16 protein-coding genes are annotated in these 16,389 nt (G+C 53.9%); 9 read left to right on the forward strand and 7 right to left on the reverse strand.

All coding sequences use genetic code 11. The features are described from left to right. The first annotated feature begins 123 nt into the window (after positions 1–123). The 7 genes from JW953_06050 to JW953_06080 all read left to right on the forward strand — a co-directional run bounded on the left by JW953_06050 (position 124) and on the right by JW953_06080 (position 7,846). Positions 124–621, forward strand: coding sequence for a L,D-transpeptidase (locus JW953_06050; GenBank protein ID MBN1992246.1), 498 nt, complete (start codon positions 124–126; stop codon positions 619–621). Between the two features lie 222 nt (positions 622–843). Continuing rightward, a complete protein-coding gene (locus JW953_06055) occupies positions 844–3,495 on the forward strand; it encodes a PBP1A family penicillin-binding protein (GenBank protein MBN1992247.1) in 2,652 nt (883 codons plus the stop codon). Between the two features lie 113 nt (positions 3,496–3,608). Next, complete coding sequence (locus tag JW953_06060) at positions 3,609–4,103, forward strand: pyridoxamine 5'-phosphate oxidase family protein (protein ID MBN1992248.1); 495 nt, start codon at positions 3,609–3,611, stop codon at positions 4,101–4,103. A 12-nt stretch (positions 4,104–4,115) separates the two neighbouring features. After that, the gene (locus JW953_06065) at positions 4,116–4,910 is read left to right on the forward strand and encodes a thymidylate synthase (GenBank protein MBN1992249.1); all 795 of its coding nucleotides are present in this window, start codon (positions 4,116–4,118) and stop codon (positions 4,908–4,910) included. A 26-nt stretch (positions 4,911–4,936) separates the two neighbouring features. Next, complete coding sequence (locus tag JW953_06070; GenBank protein MBN1992250.1) at positions 4,937–6,253, forward strand: UbiD family decarboxylase; 1,317 nt, start codon at positions 4,937–4,939, stop codon at positions 6,251–6,253. Between the two features lie 4 nt (positions 6,254–6,257). Continuing rightward, positions 6,258–7,457, forward strand: coding sequence for an aconitase X catalytic domain-containing protein (locus JW953_06075; GenBank protein ID MBN1992251.1), 1,200 nt, complete (start codon positions 6,258–6,260; stop codon positions 7,455–7,457). Further along, the gene (locus tag JW953_06080; protein MBN1992252.1) at positions 7,454–7,846 is read left to right on the forward strand and encodes a DUF126 domain-containing protein; all 393 of its coding nucleotides are present in this window, start codon (positions 7,454–7,456) and stop codon (positions 7,844–7,846) included. Before JW953_06075 ends, JW953_06080 begins: the two co-directional genes overlap by 4 nt. A 1-nt stretch (position 7,847) precedes the next feature. On the opposite strand, the gene holA is transcribed toward JW953_06080, so the two are convergent. The 7 genes from holA to JW953_06115 all read right to left on the reverse strand — a co-directional run bounded on the left by holA (position 7,848) and on the right by JW953_06115 (position 14,176). After that, a complete protein-coding gene (gene holA, locus JW953_06085) occupies positions 7,848–8,813 on the reverse strand; it encodes a DNA polymerase III subunit delta (protein MBN1992253.1) in 966 nt (321 codons plus the stop codon). 177 nt (positions 8,814–8,990) lie between these two features. Further along, positions 8,991–9,497, reverse strand: coding sequence for a hypothetical protein (locus JW953_06090; GenBank protein MBN1992254.1), 507 nt, complete (start codon positions 9,495–9,497; stop codon positions 8,991–8,993). A gap of 129 nt (positions 9,498–9,626) precedes the next feature. Continuing rightward, positions 9,627–10,550 carry a sortase gene (locus JW953_06095; GenBank protein ID MBN1992255.1) on the reverse strand — a complete coding sequence of 308 codons (924 nt, stop codon included), beginning with the start codon at positions 10,548–10,550 and terminating at the stop codon, positions 9,627–9,629. Further along, positions 10,547–11,296, reverse strand: a complete 750-nt coding sequence (locus JW953_06100) for a prolipoprotein diacylglyceryl transferase (protein ID MBN1992256.1) — start codon at positions 11,294–11,296, stop codon at positions 10,547–10,549. Before JW953_06100 ends, JW953_06095 begins: the two co-directional genes overlap by 4 nt. 155 nt (positions 11,297–11,451) lie before the next feature. Next, positions 11,452–11,961 carry a TlpA family protein disulfide reductase gene (locus JW953_06105; protein MBN1992257.1) on the reverse strand — a complete coding sequence of 170 codons (510 nt, stop codon included), beginning with the start codon at positions 11,959–11,961 and terminating at the stop codon, positions 11,452–11,454. Positions 11,962–12,224: 263 nt separating this feature from the next. After that, complete coding sequence (locus tag JW953_06110; GenBank protein MBN1992258.1) at positions 12,225–12,992, reverse strand: DUF91 domain-containing protein; 768 nt, start codon at positions 12,990–12,992, stop codon at positions 12,225–12,227. A gap of 35 nt (positions 12,993–13,027) precedes the next feature. Next, positions 13,028–14,176 (reverse strand): AAA family ATPase, encoded by a 1,149-nt coding sequence (locus tag JW953_06115; protein MBN1992259.1) that lies wholly within the window; start codon positions 14,174–14,176, stop codon positions 13,028–13,030. Between the two features lie 267 nt (positions 14,177–14,443). On the opposite strand from JW953_06115, the gene amrA reads away from it, so the two are divergent. Together amrA and JW953_06125 are read left to right on the forward strand one after the other, a co-directional pair. Next, a complete protein-coding gene (gene amrA / locus JW953_06120) occupies positions 14,444–14,962 on the forward strand; it encodes an AmmeMemoRadiSam system protein A (GenBank protein MBN1992260.1) in 519 nt (172 codons plus the stop codon). Continuing rightward, positions 14,962–16,305 (forward strand): C39 family peptidase, encoded by a 1,344-nt coding sequence (locus tag JW953_06125; GenBank protein MBN1992261.1) that lies wholly within the window; start codon positions 14,962–14,964, stop codon positions 16,303–16,305. The genes amrA and JW953_06125 overlap by 1 nt, the downstream gene beginning before the upstream one ends. The last annotated feature ends 84 nt before the right edge of the window (positions 16,306–16,389 follow it).

Here is a 16,389-nt window from a genome sequence, read left to right on the forward strand (position 1 = left end):
GTTCATTTGGAGCACATTTTTCGTCAAAACTAGACCATTTTGGCAGTTATGAGATCCTTCTCTGGTTCTCTCCGACAGACTGCTAGAGAAGCTTTTGCATCTGCCGTCACCTTGCGCCCAGACTTGGATGAACCCTACCGCCAAATTGCTGAAATTGAGTTTGCCCTGGCCCCGCAAACGCCTTTGGCTACGCCCCTGTCCAAACCCTCCCCAAATAGGCTCATTGTCATTGGCATTGCCGAGCAGCGCATGCACGTTTACGAAGACGGCCGGCAAGTTTTTGATTTTGTGGTCTCCACCGGCGAGCCGGGCCGCGATACCGCCATTGGCGAGTTTGAAATTTTAGACAAAATTGACGTGGCCTACGCCAGCACCTGGAATTTGGATATGCCCTACTGGATGGGTATTTACTGGTCCGGCCCATTGGAAAACGGCATCCACGCTTTGCCCATTGTCAAACACACCGGCTACAAATTATGGGACGGCTACTTGGGCCAGCGCGTCTCCTACGGTTGCGTTATCCTGAGCGATGAAGATGCGGCCACCCTGTATGATTGGGTTGAAATTGGCGCCAAAGTTATCATTGTGCCCGGTTTCACCTATTGGACGCCACCCGAATAATTTTGCGCAAATTTTCCCTGCTCACGCGGCTAAAAAAGACCCTCTGATTTTGCAACATCTCCCCACAATTGCGCCACAAAAACCCTACGGTTTGCCAATGGCTTTGTCGTTGGCTCACCAACTGCCGTTCACCTTCTCTCAGCCCCGCAAATCTCGGCAATTTGTGGTACAATAATGGCATGTAGTGTTGTGGGTCTTTATCCGGCATAGACAAATCTTTCCATGAAATCTATTTTACGCCAACAAAAAGTCATCATCTTCAGCGTAGTTGTGATGCTAATGATTCTGGCGCTGGCCGTCATTATCCACCAATGGCTGCTGGTTGACCTGCCCCGGCCCAACGAACTTTACCAATACACCGCCGCCCCCTCCACCAAAATCTACGACCGGCACGGCACGCTGCTCTACGAAATCACCGACCCTCACCAGGGCTTGCATACCCCCCTGGCCCTGGCCGAAATTCCGCCCGCCTGCGTTGAAGCCACCATCGCCACCGAAGACGCCAGCTTTTACCGCAACCCCGGCGTGGATGCCTGGGCCATCATCCGCGCCCTGTACATTAACCTCAAAGGCGGCGAGGTGTTGAGCGGCGGCAGCACCATTACCCAACAATTGGCCCGCAACCTGCTGCTCTCGCCCCAAGAACGGGTGGAGGTCAGTTTGACCCGCAAACTGCGCGAGGCTATCCTGGCCTGGCGTCTGGCCCGGGCCTACGGCAAAGATGAAATTCTCACCCTCTACCTTAACGAAACCTACTACGGCAACCTGGCTTACGGCATTGAGGCGGCCAGCCGCACCTATTTTGGCAAACACGCCGCCGAACTTGATCTGGCCGAATGTGCTATGCTGGCCGGTCTGCCGCAAAGTCCGGCCAATTATAATCCCCTGGAAAATCCCAGCGCGGCCAAAGCGCGGCAAAATGTGGTGCTGGATTTAATGGTCAAACACGGCAGCCTTACCGCCGCTGAAGCCGACAGCGCCCGCAGCGAAAAGTTGGGGTTTGCCGCCATTCCCTTTCCCATCAAAGCGCCTCATTTTGTGATGTTTGTGCGGGGCGAGTTGGAAAGAACCTACGGCCTGGAGGCCATCTACCGCCAGGGCTTGCAGGTTTACACCACGCTCGACCTCAATATGCAAAACACCGCGCAGCGTATCGCGCGGTACCGGTTGGCCGAACTGTCCAAGCAGGAGGATGGCCAACCCCCACGCAACGTGCGTAATGCCGCCGTGGTGGTGCTGGGCCCTACCACCGGCGAGATTTTGACCATGCTCGGCAGCCCCAACTATTTTGACCCGCGCATTGATGGGGCGGTCAACGCCACCATGGCCACGCGCCAGCCCGGCTCTTCCATCAAACCCATCACCTACGCCGCCGCCTTTGACCCCGGCTTTGCCGCTGCCTATGGCTATGAGCCGCTCACGCCGGCCTCGATGATGGTGGATGTGCGCACTGCTTTTGTGACCAAAGAAGGCCAACCCTATGTGCCTGAAAACTACGACCGCACCTGGCGCGGCCCGGTGTTGCTGCGCCAGAGTTTGGCCAGCAGCTATAACCTCATTGCCGTCAAAGTGCTGGATTACGTGGGGCTGGACACCATGGTTGACCTGGCCCGGCAAATGGGCATTACCACTTTTGATAACAAAAATTTTGGCCTGGCCCTCACCCTGGGCGGGGGCGAAGTGCGGCTGGTGGAATTGACCTCAGCCTACGCTGCCTTTGCTAACGGCGGGCGGGGGGCGGAGCCGATAGCCATCAGCCGGATCACCGATCATGAGGGCCGCTTGATCTACGTGTCGCCCAAAAACCTCAATCCCGGCCCCCAGGTAATGGATGCCCGCACCGCCTACCTCATCACCGATATTCTGAGCGACAATTACGCCCGCCGTTCCACCTTTGGCCCTGGCAGCCCGCTCCGCCTCTCCCGCCCGGCGGCGGCCAAAACCGGCACCACCCAGGATTGGCGCGACAACTGGACCGTGGGTTACACCCCCGATTTAGTGGTGGGCGTGTGGGCCGGCAACGCCGACAACGAGCCAATGCGCCACGTGTCCGGCGTCACCGGCGCGGCCCCCATCTGGCACGACATAATGGAAGAACTGCACAAAGCCCGTCCCGCCCGTGAATTTTATAGGCCTGACGGCTTGGTTGAGGCAGCGGTCTGCGCCGATAACGGCTTATTGCCCGTTGTACCCGTAGCATTCAAAGCCCAACCAAATCCAATTCACAATTCACAATTCACAATTCACAATTCACAATTCACAATTCACAGTTCACAATTCCCTATTCCTTGTCCCCATACCATTACCGAACTTTTTATCGAAGGCACTGAACCGCAGCGCCTTGACGATTGGCATCAAAACATTGCCCTGGACCGGCGCAACGGTTTGCGAGCCGGGCCGGGCTGCCTCCTTGAATTTGTGACCTTCCGGGCCTTCACTCTCTATCCGTCCGAAGCCCAAGCCTGGGTTAACAAACAGGGTGTATCCCAGCCGCCGGACCTCTATTCGCCGTTTTGCCCGGAACAGGAAGTAGACAAAGCAGCAAGCCAGCAAATCAGCCAGACCAGCGCTCTTGGTGTTCCTCTCTCCTCTCCCCACGCCGGTCTGGTTTTCACCAGCCCCGACCAGGGCAGCGTTTTTCGCCTGTCGCCGGATATTCCGATAGAGAAACAAAAAATCCAGGTTAGCGTCCGCCCGGCAGAAGGGGTGGAGGTAGCGGGGGTTTCGCTGTTGGTCAACGGCCAACTGCTGGCCCAAGAAGCGGAAACAATGTGGCAAATGAAGCCGGGCGTTTATACCTTTGAGGCGGTGGGAGTTGATAAAAATGGAAATGAGATCAAGGCCAGGGAGGTGACGGTGGAAGTGATGGAATAATGCGCCCAACGCTTCTGAACGTCGTTGCCCATTTGTCCGCTTTAGGGTAGAATGTGCCGCCACAGGGAATATTTGACCGACCGAATTTGCACTGACAAAAAAGGAAGAAAGTTATGACAGAGCGCCAACCCCTGGAAGCTATAGACTCTCCCCTTTGGCAAACCGTGCCTGAACTTCCCCTTGAAGTGTTTACGGTTTTGCGCCAGGCCGATAGTGTATTTAATCCGGTGGCCATTATTGCCACCCTAGACCCGGAGGGAACGCCGCATACGGCGCCCTTTGGCAGCCTGCGGGCCGTAACCACCCGGTCGCTTCGTTTCCTCTGCTATCGCGCCCATAACACCTATGCCAATCTCTGCCGCGACGGCCGGATTGCGATAACCGTTGTGTCCCCGCCCGGTGTGGCCGTGAGTATCCGGGGACGGGCTAGGGTTATCAGAGAACAAATGGACGTGGCCCAACAATATGCCCTGGTGGCCGTTGACATTGACCAGGTAAAAAATAACATGGTTGGGTTGGGCATCATCAAAAACGTCATCCCTGCCTCCCCGGCCAAGAACACCCAAGATTGGTTTGCCAATATCTTGGGCGAGCGGGATGGCGTATAAAAGGAGGAGGTTATGCAGCAATACCTTGATTTGATGCGCCACGTCCTGGCGCGCGGGGTCAAAAAGCAGGACCGCACCGGCGTTGGCACCATCAGCGTATTTGGGTATCAAATGCGCTTTGATCTGGCCCACCGCTTTCCCCTGGTAACCACCAAACGCGTGCATTTTAAATCCATTGGCTATGAGTTGCTCTGGTTTCTCCAGGGCAGTACCAACATCAAATATCTCAATGAGCATGGGGTAAAAATTTGGAACGAGTGGGCCGACGAAAGTGGCGAATTAGGCCCTATCTATGGCTATCAATGGCGCAGTTGGCCTGCGCCTGATGGCAGAACGATTGACCAGATGCAGCAGGTGCTTGAGCAGATAAAAAACAATCCCGACTCCCGGCGGCACATCGTATCGGCCTGGAATGTGGCTTATCTTGACCAAATGGCACTGCCGCCTTGCCACTGCTTTTTTCAATTTTACGTGGCCAACGGCCAACTATCGTGCCAGCTTTATCAGCGCAGCGCCGATATTTTCTTGGGCGTGCCGTTCAACATCGCCTCTTACGCTTTGCTCACCATGATGGTGGCCCAGGTCTGTGGCCTGTCGCCGGGTGAGTTTGTGCATACCTTGGGCGACGCCCACATTTATCTCAATCACCTGGACCAGGTCAACCTGCAACTGTCGCGCCGGCCCTATCCCCTGCCGCAACTAAAACTCAATCCGGCGGTCAAATCCCTTTTTGATTTTGAGTATGAAGATTTTTTGTTGGAAAATTATCAGCATCATCCCCCCATCAAAGCAGAGATTGCCGTGTGAGAAATAACAGTAAATCGGTGAAAATTATGGCGTTCAGAGATTATGTTGAAAAATTGGCAGCCCGGGGCGAGTTGGTCACAATCGGCAAACCCATTTCAAAAACTTACCAAATTGCCGGGGTCCTCAAACAATTGGAACCCCAACCCGTTTTGTTTGAAAACGTCAAAGAGTCGCCCTTTAGGGTTATTGGCAATCTTTTTTGTACTAAAGCCGCTTTTGCCGATTATTTTGGCCTTCAAATTGCTGACATCATTCCCACCCTGATCGCGGCCATTGACAACCATTTGCCCGGCAAAATTGTTGACAACGCGCCTTGCCAGGAAGTGGTGCAAACAGCGCCAAACCTGAACGCGTTGCCCATCCTCAAACATTGCCATAACGACGGCGGCAACTACATCAGTTCCGGTGTGGTAATTGCCAAACACCCCCGGTATGGCCAAAACGCCGACTTTCATCGCTGCATGCAATTCTCCCCCACCGAAATGGCCGTCCGCGTGGTCAAAAATCGCCATTTTGACAAATTTTTGCAAGATTTAGAAGCGGTGGATGTTGCTATTTGCATTGGCAATCCGCCCAATGTTTTGGCCGCTGCCGCCATCTCGGTGGACCTGGGCGTGGACGAGTTAGAAATTGCCAATGCCCTGGAACCGTTGCTGTTGACCAGGGCCAAAACGGTTGACCTGCTCATCCCGGCGGAAGCCGAATTTGTTTTGGAAGGCACGGTCTATTTGCGCCGCCGCCACCCTGAAGGCCCCCTTGTTGACCTGACCGAAACCCAGGACGTTATCCGGCAGGAGCCGGTGTTGGTGGTAAAGGCCATTACCCATCGCCGCGAGGCCATGTGGCAGGCCTTGCTGCCTGGCGGTTTGGAACATAAGTTGTTGATGGGCATGCCGCGCGAGCCGACCATTTTTAAAGAGGTGAACCGGGTGGTGAACTGCCTGAACGTCAATGTTGATCCCGGCGGTTGTTCGTGGCTGCACGCCATTGTGCAAATTGACAAACAGGCGGAGGACGACGGGCTAAAGGCCATTCACGCCGCTTTTGCCGGGCATCGTTCCTGCAAACACGTGTTTGTGGTAGATAAAGACATCAACATTTATGACCCGCTGGCAGTGGAGTGGGCCATGGCCACCCGTTTTCAGGGCGACCGGGACCTGGTAATCAAAAACAGGGAACCCGGCTCCAGCCTTGATCCCAGCGCCGAGCCGGGCGCCAATCTGACCACCAAACTTGGTTTTGATTTGACCAAACCCCTGGCGGCCCAGGGCAAAACATTTGATAAAGTGCCGTTCCCGGAGGTGAATGTGGGCAGTTTTGTGGAAGCGGAGATCAAGAATTAGAAATATGAACCTGACCCCCGAAGAACAAAAAATGCTGGCCGGGCAATACGGGCCGGCTACCCAAAAGGCAATGGAAATTTTGGCGGCGTTGGGCGCTATTTACGAAGCCGCGCGCATGACGCCGGTGACGTCGGTGCAAATTGCCGGGGTAAGCTACGAAAACTTGGGCGAAGCCGGGCTGGAGTTTTTGACCGAGATGGCCGATGGCGGCGGCCAAACCCGCGTGCTGACCACGCTCAACCCTGCCGGGATGGACGTGGAGAACTGGCCGGCCCTGGGCATTGGCCCGGAATTTGCCCGCAACCAAAAACGGGTGCTGGCCGCCTTTGCCCGGATGAACGTGATCACCACTTGCTCCTGCACGCCCTACTTGTTTGGCAATACCCCCCACTTTGGCGAACACATTGCCTGGGCCGAAAGCAGCGCGGTGTGTTACGCCAACTCGGTGCTGGGCGCGCGCAGCAATCGAGAAGGCGGCCCCAGCGCCCTGGCTGCCGCGTTGACCGGGCGCACGCCGGAATACGGCTATCATTTGGCCCAAAATCGCCGGCCTACGCTGACCGTTATAGTTGAAGGGCGGCCCGCCGAAAATAATGAGTTTGGCGCTTTGGGAAAGGTTATTGGGGAGAGGTTGGCCGCGGCATGCGAGAGGCCGGTGTCTTACATTCAGGGGATTGAACAAGCCTCGGTGGAGCAGCTAAAATCGTTTTGCGCCAGCCTTGCCACCTACGGCGGCGCGGCGCTGTTTCACATGCCCGGGATCACGCCCGAAGCGGCCCAAATGACCCCGCCCCAGGCGGTCATCACTGTCACCCAGGCCGATCTTGAAGCGGCCAATGAATCGCTAAACGATGCCGCTGCTGATGACGTTGACTTTGTCAGCCTGGGCTGCCCGCACCTGTCCCTTAACGAAATTGCCCGGCTGGCGGCGTTGCTCAAGGGCAAAAAAGTGACCAAAGAATTTTGGCTGACTACGGCCCGACCCACCAAACAAGTGGCCGATATGATGGGCTACACCCAGATCATCGAAGCCAGCGGCGCAAAATTTGCTGCCGACACCTGCTGCGTGGTAGCGCCGATCAAGGGCCGGTTTAAGGCCCTGGCTACGGATAGCGCCAAGGCCTGTTATTATGCTTACGCCAAGAACAAATTCAAAACAGTGCTCAAGCCCTTTGATGAAGTAGTAGCGGAGGCCCTAAAATGAAATTTCAGGGACGCAAAATTTATCAAGGCCGGGTTGAAGGCGAGGCGCTGGTCACGGCCATGGGCCTCTCTTTTTTTGGCGGCGTGGACCCGGATACCGGACTGGTGGTAGAGCGAGGTCACGAGATTGAGGGCCAATCCATCAAGGGCAAAGTATTGGCCTTTCCAACGGGCAAGGGATCAACGGTGGGGTCTTACACGTTATATCGGTTGCGGCGCAACGGCCTGGCCCCGCTGGCCATCATCAACGCCGAATGTGAGACGATTACGGCGGTGGGCTGCATCATTTCTGAGATCCCCTGCGTGGACAAAATTCCCATAGCACAACTCAAAACAGGCGCAAAAGTGGTGGTGGATGGGGAGCAGGGAACGGTAGAGGTTCTGGAATGATTTATGGGCCAGAGACGGTACACAGGTTGGCAATCAGGGTATCCAGAGCCAGCAAACCGTCTATCCGGCCTGTTTTGATGGCCAGGTCAATCTCCAGAAGCATTTCCAAAATTTGTTCCAGGCGGGTCATTGAAAAATTGGCGGCTTCTTTGAGCCGGGCCTGGGCCGCGTAATCGCTGCGCCAGCCTTTGATGCGGGCAATCTCTGCCGGCGTCAGGCCTCGCTCGGCCATATCTTTTACCTCAATTAACGCCCTGATTTGGGCGGCAATACCACCCAAAATAGCCATAGGGTTTTTGCCTTCGTCCAACTCTTTGTGCATCTGGTCATAAGCGCGCCGGGCGTTGCGCTGGCCAATGGCGTTGGCTATGCCAAATCTTTCGGCTTCTTCAGTGTAGGTTACCAGCAGGTCAACATCGGCTTTTTGAATGGGACGCTGCCGGCCAACGTAAAGCGCCAACTTTTCAAGTTCATTGTTGAGGATGCGTAGCTTTGGACCGACCAGCCGGCCCAACAAGGCGGCTGCGCCTGGCTCGATGTTGGCACCCAGTTCTTTGGCCCGTTTGACAATCCACGGCTGCAAATTGTTGGGATCAATGCCGGCAAAGTGAACTACGCCCTTTTCCCCGGCTATTTTCAGCACGGGATGATTTTTGTCCAGCGCCTCTCGTTCCACCAGCACCAGGTCGGTAGAAGAGGGTAGGTGAGGCAGGTAGGCCACCAGGGCTTGCAGCGCCTCGGGTTGCCCGGCCACGTAGCGGAGATAACCGTTGACAATGACCAGCCGTTTGTTTACCAGCAGGGGCAGAGTATCGGTGTGATGCCGGATTTCACTGAGCGTTAAGCCCTGGCCGTCGAGTTGAGTGGTGCTCAAACCGGCCGAGGCGGTATCGCCCATGGCCGCTTTTAACGCGGCTATTTTTTGGGTATGAATTAAATCATCGGGACCGTGAAAAAGGTAGAGCATAGGCGGTCTAGCGCATCATCCGAAGTTATTAGGAGTTACGCAGTTCAGGTCATTTCGAGGAGCTTGCGACGAGAGATCTCTAATATGGCCGTTTGCAAACGAACTTCTCAGAGATTTCTCGCTCATTCTTCGCTCGAAATGACATTTAAACATCCAACTGTGTAATTCCTATTTATTTTACTGGGTAGTTTCAATCCGGTGAACAATGAGTTGGCCCAGGGAGTATTGACCAATTCTTTTGATTTCCAGACGGCCGGGATTACCGCTGACGGTATAACGCTCCTGAAGCATCAGGCCAAGCGGTTGAGCTATAATGCCAGCCAGGGTGGCGGCCATTATGGCCGCGGGAATAGCCGCCCATCGAAAACGGCTGCCGGAATTGCGGCCGTCCAGGCTGATGGCCAGGAACGCGGCCAAACCCGTCAACAGGCCGGTGGCGGCCAATACTGTACCACAGCGGGGATGAACAGCCAAATGGCTCTCTCCCCGGCGCAGCCGCTGCAGGGCTTCGTGGGCCGCCTGATTGACCGCGAGCGTGTCAACCGGCCCATAAAGCGTAAACCCGTTCCAATCACTGCGGCCCACCAGGGCCATATTTTTATTTTTTTGGCTAAGAACGTGAACGGTGGCGTGTTCCAGGCCGTGGTTACGGCGTATTTTGGTGATGAGGTCAAACAAACCCATTTGATAACTCTTCAGGTTTGGAAATTTCCGGTTTATGTGCCGGGGAATTGAGGGGAACCCCAAACGAATTCCCACGAATTCCGTTGAGCGCCAGAGCGACCAACGGAAAAATCATGCAATGGCTATTTCTCAAAGCGGTTTGGCCACCACAATAACTCGGTGGGTATTGTTAGTATAGGGCCAGCAGGTGACAAAAGTCAAACGCTCGTCGTCGGTGGCCGCGATCCATTGGGCGTTGCGCTGGCGCGCTTCCAGCGATTCATCCTTTTCTTTGACAATGGTTTTTAGTTCAATCTGGTACTCAAAAGAGTGGTTACCGGCATAAACCACCACTTTATCTCCCACTTCCACGTTGACCAGGTCGCGGAAGACCTCGCCTTTAACATTGTGATGGCCCGTCATCACCGAATTGCCGGGTTGTCCCAGGTGAGCCGAGGTTTCATGCCAGCCAACGGCATTATCGGCCACCTGCCAGATACTATACTGCCGCCCGCCCTGTTCAACGGTGTACCACCCGACCGGCACTACCACCGCATCAATGCCCACCGATTCGATGATCAACCGGGTGGGTATATTTTCTTCCACCACGTCTGGTTGGGGCGCTTCCGGTGGGGATGCGGCCGGAGGAGGGGATGGATTTTGTTCGGGGTGGGGGGAGATGAGGGTTGGCAGCGGCGTGGGGGGGGCAGTGCTGGCTTGTTCTCCGCCGTCAACAACAACAGGCAGGGGATCATCCGCATTGAGCGTTTCGGGCAGAATATCGGGCGGTTGAACCACCCGGGTGGCGGTGGGGGTCGGCGGTTTGGTGGCGGTGGGGGTCATAGTGGGGCCGGGACCGCGCCAGGGGGTCATGGTCGGCGATGGGGTGGCGGTGGGTGGGGCGGCCTGGGCCAGGGCTTCGGGCGGCGCGTGCAAAACAAAATTCCAGCGGGTCTGCACGTCCTGGTAAACCCAAAACATACTGATGACGACCAGCACCACGATTGTCCAAACAAGGCTGGCAAACAACAGGGCAATTTGCTCAATCAGGATTTGTGAGTTTGATAGTTTCATTGTTTTTCGGGAATCTCTTTGGTATCCTGGGTAAAATTATAGGCCATAACGGCTAGGGCTACAACTATGGCCGCCAGGGCCATTATTTGCGCCGCCCGGTAATGGTCGCCAATCAGGTAAGGCCGCGCCCGAAAGATTTCCAGCAGCAGGCGGGCCAAACCGTACAGAACCACAAACGACCAGAATTGAAAGCCGGGCCATGGACGCCAGTTTCGGGCCAAGTAGAGAATGATCAAGATCATCAGACCGGCCAGCGCTTCGTAAAGTTGGACAGGGTGGCGGGCGATGCCGGCTATCTCCACCGCCCAGGGCCAATTTGCGGGCGCGCCCAGGGCTACGCCGCCCAAAAACGCCCCCACAGGGCCAATAACCAGGGCCAGGGCCAAACCCGGAGCTGCCGCATCCAAAAATAAGCCCAACGGCACCCGATTGCGTTGCAGGTAAATCAGCCCCACTATCCCGGCCATAATAATGCCTTCCCCGGCCGAGAGCGCGCTCCGGGAAAGGGAGAAAGCCTGGGTTAGATCGGGCGCATAATTCTCCCAATGCGCCAGCACAAACCAGAGCCGGGCGCCCAGAATACCGGCCAGAAAACCGTACAAACCGGCGTTGTAAATGTGGTCGCCGTTTAAGCCAAGTTGTTCAGCCCGGCGAGCCGATAACCACAGCCCGGCCCAAAGGGCCAAGAGCAGTAACAAAGGATAAGTTGGCACGGCCACCGGGCCGATCAAAAGAGTAGGGCACATAACATCAGGCCGCAAGCAGTGAGATCAACAAAAGGCTTCTGATTATAGTGCTCCAGAAAAGTTTTTGCCGCTGAAATAGGTAACAAGGTAGCAGAGTAGCAAACTTTTTATCTGCTACCCTGTTTTTGGGGAAGGAATTTTTCTGGACATCTATATTATAACTCATCCAGTTTCGCCTCGATGTAGGCTTTATTGATGGGACCGGTGAATACTTCATTAATGATCCCGTTCCGGTCAATAAAGATACTGGTCGGTAACGCCCGGATTTGAAAAGTTTCAGCCGTCTGGCCGGTCTTGTCCAAAACAATTGGAAACGTAGCCCCCATTTCGGCCACAAAGTCATCAACCTGTTCGGCCTGGTCAAGGGTGGTGTGATTAACGCCTATGATCACCAGCTTATCGCCGTTTTCCAGGTAAGCCTTTTGAAAATCGGGGAACTCGGCCCGGCAGGGACCGCACCAGGTAGCCCAAAAGTTCAGCAAAACCGGCGTTCCGGCAAAGTTACTCAAACGGACGGCTTCACCGTCCAAGCTTTTTAACTCAAAATCCGGGGCGGGATGCCCGGCGACAGGGGCCGGTTTTGAACCGGCTATATCCTCTCCGCTGCTACCGGCCCGAGAAAACAAAATCCAGGCGCTTCCCAGAATAATAACAATAACAATCAATAAACTCCAAAACCAGCGGGTTTTTAGGAGGTCTGGTTTCTTGGGTGTGTTAGTTGGGTCTGGGTGCATCAACGTTTACCTTTATCGTAAGCTATCTTTCGCAAACTCGCTCTTATATTATGTCTACATAAAGTCACTTTGTCAAGGTGGGCAAAACTAAGAGAGGCGACCTCGGGAGATCGCCTCTGTAGCGTATAAATGTTGTCGGAGTGGCCCTAACAGGGGACAAAAGCGCTGCCTCTAAACCACAAAAGCTCCTTTTTTCAGGAGACAGTGTTTGCCTCCCTCTTTACCTTTCGTAGAGAGATGGATAGCTCATATTCATATAGTTCGACATCGGGTATTTTTAAGGTGGCAAGGCGTAAGTCAGATGAGATTTCTCTTGCAATTATTATGCCTCTAACTCGTTGGGAAGGTTCGGCTTGATTGACCTCTATCCACCCCACATATCGTAGTAATTGACCAATCACTCGATCATACCCTCTGGATACTTTAAGTTCAATAACGACGTAATTATTATGTTTATCAACGGCCAAAATATCAATGAAACGACCACCAACGGGAAACTCTACCCCGCTTATTCCTTCTTCTTCATACAACCTGAGACCTGGTTCAATCATCGTTAGATTTTTAGAAAGAAAATTTCTCAGGTCACTTTCATAGGCAAATTCTGTAGATGGTCGCTCTTCTTCTAACTCTTCAGATGATGTAATTTCAACCTTCTCAGCTTGAGTTTTTTCATAAATTGGCGACGGATCACGGTCAGCATCATATAATCTAAAACGACTGCTATCCATTTGGTAGAAGAGATCATCCTCACCAACGGGACTCACGTTGTAATGAACCCGACTGGGGGCATTCACAGACATTTTTATAAGATGAGCAGCAATTGTGCCAGCCTTTATTTTGGGATAATTCGTTTTGAACCAAGAAATAACCTGCTCTCTTGTTATTATTTGTCCCTTTGCAATATTCAAATTATCTACAAAATTTTTCATTAACAAACGAACAGGTTTTTCATAAATAGACATAAACGTTCCCTTGACATACACCGGCCCAACAATTTTTATTCGACAATAATCTTTTCATCAATAAGCTTCTGCTCAACCAAATTGCCTTTGGGATTAAAGCAGAAGTGCTGCGCTCGCATTTGGAACTCCACGTCTATCATAGCCCGGCCGGCCCGGTTTTTCTCCAGGGTAAAGACCACCCAGTCGCGGTAGCTCTCGCTTTTGTAAGGGTTGAAGGAAACATGGTCTTTAGACAAAATGTGGAATTTATTGTTCATGAGAATAGCAATGTCACATTCGTAATCCAGGGCGGAACTGCCACGCAGGTGATACAGGTGCATCCGTTTGCTGCGCAGTCCCTCCCGGTCGGCGGCCACAATAGCCACCACCGGAATGTTTTGGGTCATGGCAATATCTTTGAGACCTTCGACAATGATGGTGACTTTGTCGTTTTCGTCGGCGGCGCGTTCCGGGTAAATAGCCACTTTTTGCAGGTAGTCAATAAATAGAACCAGTTTGCCCTGGGTGGCCTCGGAAATTTGGCGGGCTATTTCTCGAATACTGTTCAAGGTGGTGGTGGCCGGGCTGGCTTTCATCAAAATCAGGCGGTCGGCGTAGCGATTAATTGTTTCCATCGCTTTGGCAGTCTTGGGATGCTGTGATAAAATTTGATGTAGGCCCACGTTGCCTTCATTGCGCACCCACTCGCGGGCGCGTTTGCTGACGACAATATTGTGCAAGTCTTTCAAACGAATGCCGCCGCTGGTGTCGCTAATGGTGGGGTCAATGCTTTCCTGGCAGATAAGGCGATTTAAGAGGTGGACTTCGCTGTGTTCGTAAGAAACGTAAAGCGCGTAAGTGGCCTCATTAAGAGCCAAGTTGCGGGCCATTTGGAGAGCGGTAATGGTTTTGCCAATACCTTGAGGCCCACCCAATAAAACCAGTTCTGTCCGGCGCAAACCGCCGCCGATCAAGCGGTCAATTTGGTCAAAGCCGCAAGGTATGGGTAAATATTCGTCCAGTTCGCCCTGGACCACCATCCGGTCGGCTTCTCTTAAAACCTGGTTCAAACTTCTGGGTGTGGGGCCGCTCAACCGGCGTTGCGCTGCGCCGCGGGGCGTGCGTGGTTGGGGCGGTTGTTGGGGCGCTTGCTGGGATGGACTTTGCGGTTGTGGCACTCTAACTTGGGCCTCTGAAGGTGGCATATTTTTTCCTGCTATTTTCTCTGGAAATTTTTGGAATTGCCCTAATTATACCAAATTGGTTAAGTCAAAACAACTTTATTGTTAGCCGAAAAGTCCTGTTGTTAAATTAGAAGTTATCAGTTTACCGGTATTTACCTTAGATTTCTCGTTTCTAATTCCGGTTGATCCGGGTTAGGCCCCAACCAGTGACTTTTTTGGGTTTTTGTATAAGAAGTTCCGGCAACATTATTTTTTTTGATTCCGGCTCTTCCGGGTTAGGAGAATAAAGTGCATTCTTTTGTTGCTTTGGCGTATCAAGCCATAGAGACATTTTTGAAAACAGGTCAAACCATATCCCCCCCCGATCCATTGCCTGAAGAAATGGCTGTCCCTGGGGCGGTATTTGTATCGCTGCACACGGCGGACGGCATGCTGCGGGGGTGTCGCGGCACCATCACTCCCACCGAGCCAAATCTGGCCGAGGCCATCATCCATACGGCCATTGCTTCAGCTACGGATGACCCCCGTTTTCCCCCGATGACGGCGGCTGAAATAGAAGGTCTGGATGTGAAAGTGGATGTTCTCAGCGAATTGGAGCCTGTTTCAGACACGAGCGAGTTGGATGAGAAAGTTTACGGGGTGCTGGTCCAGTCAGGCTATCGCCGGGCCTTGCTCTTGCCTGATATTGCTGCGGTTGACAGCGTGCCGCGCCAACTGGAGTTGGTCCGGCGCAAAGCCGGGATTGGGCCTGATGAACCGGTTGAACTTTATCGCTTTACCGTAAGTCGTTATACCAGGGATGACTGATGTGGAGTGAATCGCGTCCCAGACGTCCCTATGAAAAAAAGACGGTCACCAAAGGCGGGGCCTTGATTTTTGGCATGGGCCTGGGAGCCTTACTGGCGACGGTGGCCATTATGGTGGGCCTTATTCTCCCCAACCTCAGTAGCCATCTGGATAACCTTTCTTATCGGGCCCGCACCTACTATCGCAAGCTGGTGCCCCATCCAGAGTACCTGCCCACGCCGGCCCCAACGGCAGCGGCAGCGGTTGTCCCGGCCCAGGACGGCCAAATAGAGATGAAGATACCGCCTATTATCCAACAGCCTGCCGCCGGCGACATTATTCCAGCGGCTATCAATGTAACCGGCGATGGCCTTGTGCTTGCAGAGTCGCCGGAGGAGACCGCGCCCTTAGAGAATGTCGCGCCATTGCCCTCGTCCGGTGACAGCGTGCAATTGCGCGGTGTTGCCCATCAATGGCAAACCTGGAACAACTGCGGCCCGGCCACCCTGACCATGTATATGAGTTATTATGGCCGGCCTGAAACCCAGGCAGAGGCGGCTCCGGCCCTCAAACCCAATCGAGACGACAAAAACGTGAGCGCCCATGAGTTGGCTGCTTATGCTCGCACCACCGGCTTGGAAGCGATTGTGCGCCAGGGGGGCACCCTTGAGCAGCTCAAAAGGTTTCTCAGTAATGACATTCCGGTGATGGCCGAAACGTGGCTCGTCCATGAGGGCGACGGTTTGGGCCATTATCGTCTGATTACGGGCTATGACGATGCGACCGGCCAGTTTAATACGTTTGACTCGCTCAATGGCCCTGATTATAAGGTTAGTTATGAACAGTTTGCGGCCGATTGGCGGGTTTTCAATAATTTGTATATTGTGGTCTATGCGCCGGCGCAGGCAGATACGGTCAAATCCATCATTGGCGCTGATTTAGACAATACCCGTATGTACGAGCGAATCCTGGCCCAGGCCCAGGCAGAGGTTGCGGCCAATCCCAACGACGCCATTGCCTATTTCAATCAGGGTGAAGCTTTAACGCGCCTGGGCCGGCCGCAAGAAGCGGTGGTTGCGTTTGACCGGGCCAGACAACTGGGCCTGCACTGGCGGCGGCTGTGGTATCAATTTGCGCCCTTTGAGGCTTATTATGCCGTCGGGCGTTATCAGGATGTGCTGGACCTGACCGCGGCCACGCTGGAGGGCACGGGAGGGTTGGAAGAAGCCTACTATTATCACGGCCTGGCTTTACACGCTACCGGCCAACCCGGCGCCGAAGCGGATTTTCAGGCGGCGCTGGAATATAATCCCCTCTTTACTCCGGCTGCCGAGGCGTTGAATTTATTGTTGACGAACAGGTGATCGTGAGAAATGAGAAAATAGAAATTAGAAGGTTGGATGATCTATCCGTTTTTTCTCACTTTTGATTTCTAAATTATTGCCACT

The organism is Anaerolineae bacterium (assembly GCA_016931895.1).
Taxonomy (GTDB): Bacteria; Chloroflexota; Anaerolineae; order 4572-78; family J111; genus JAFGNV01.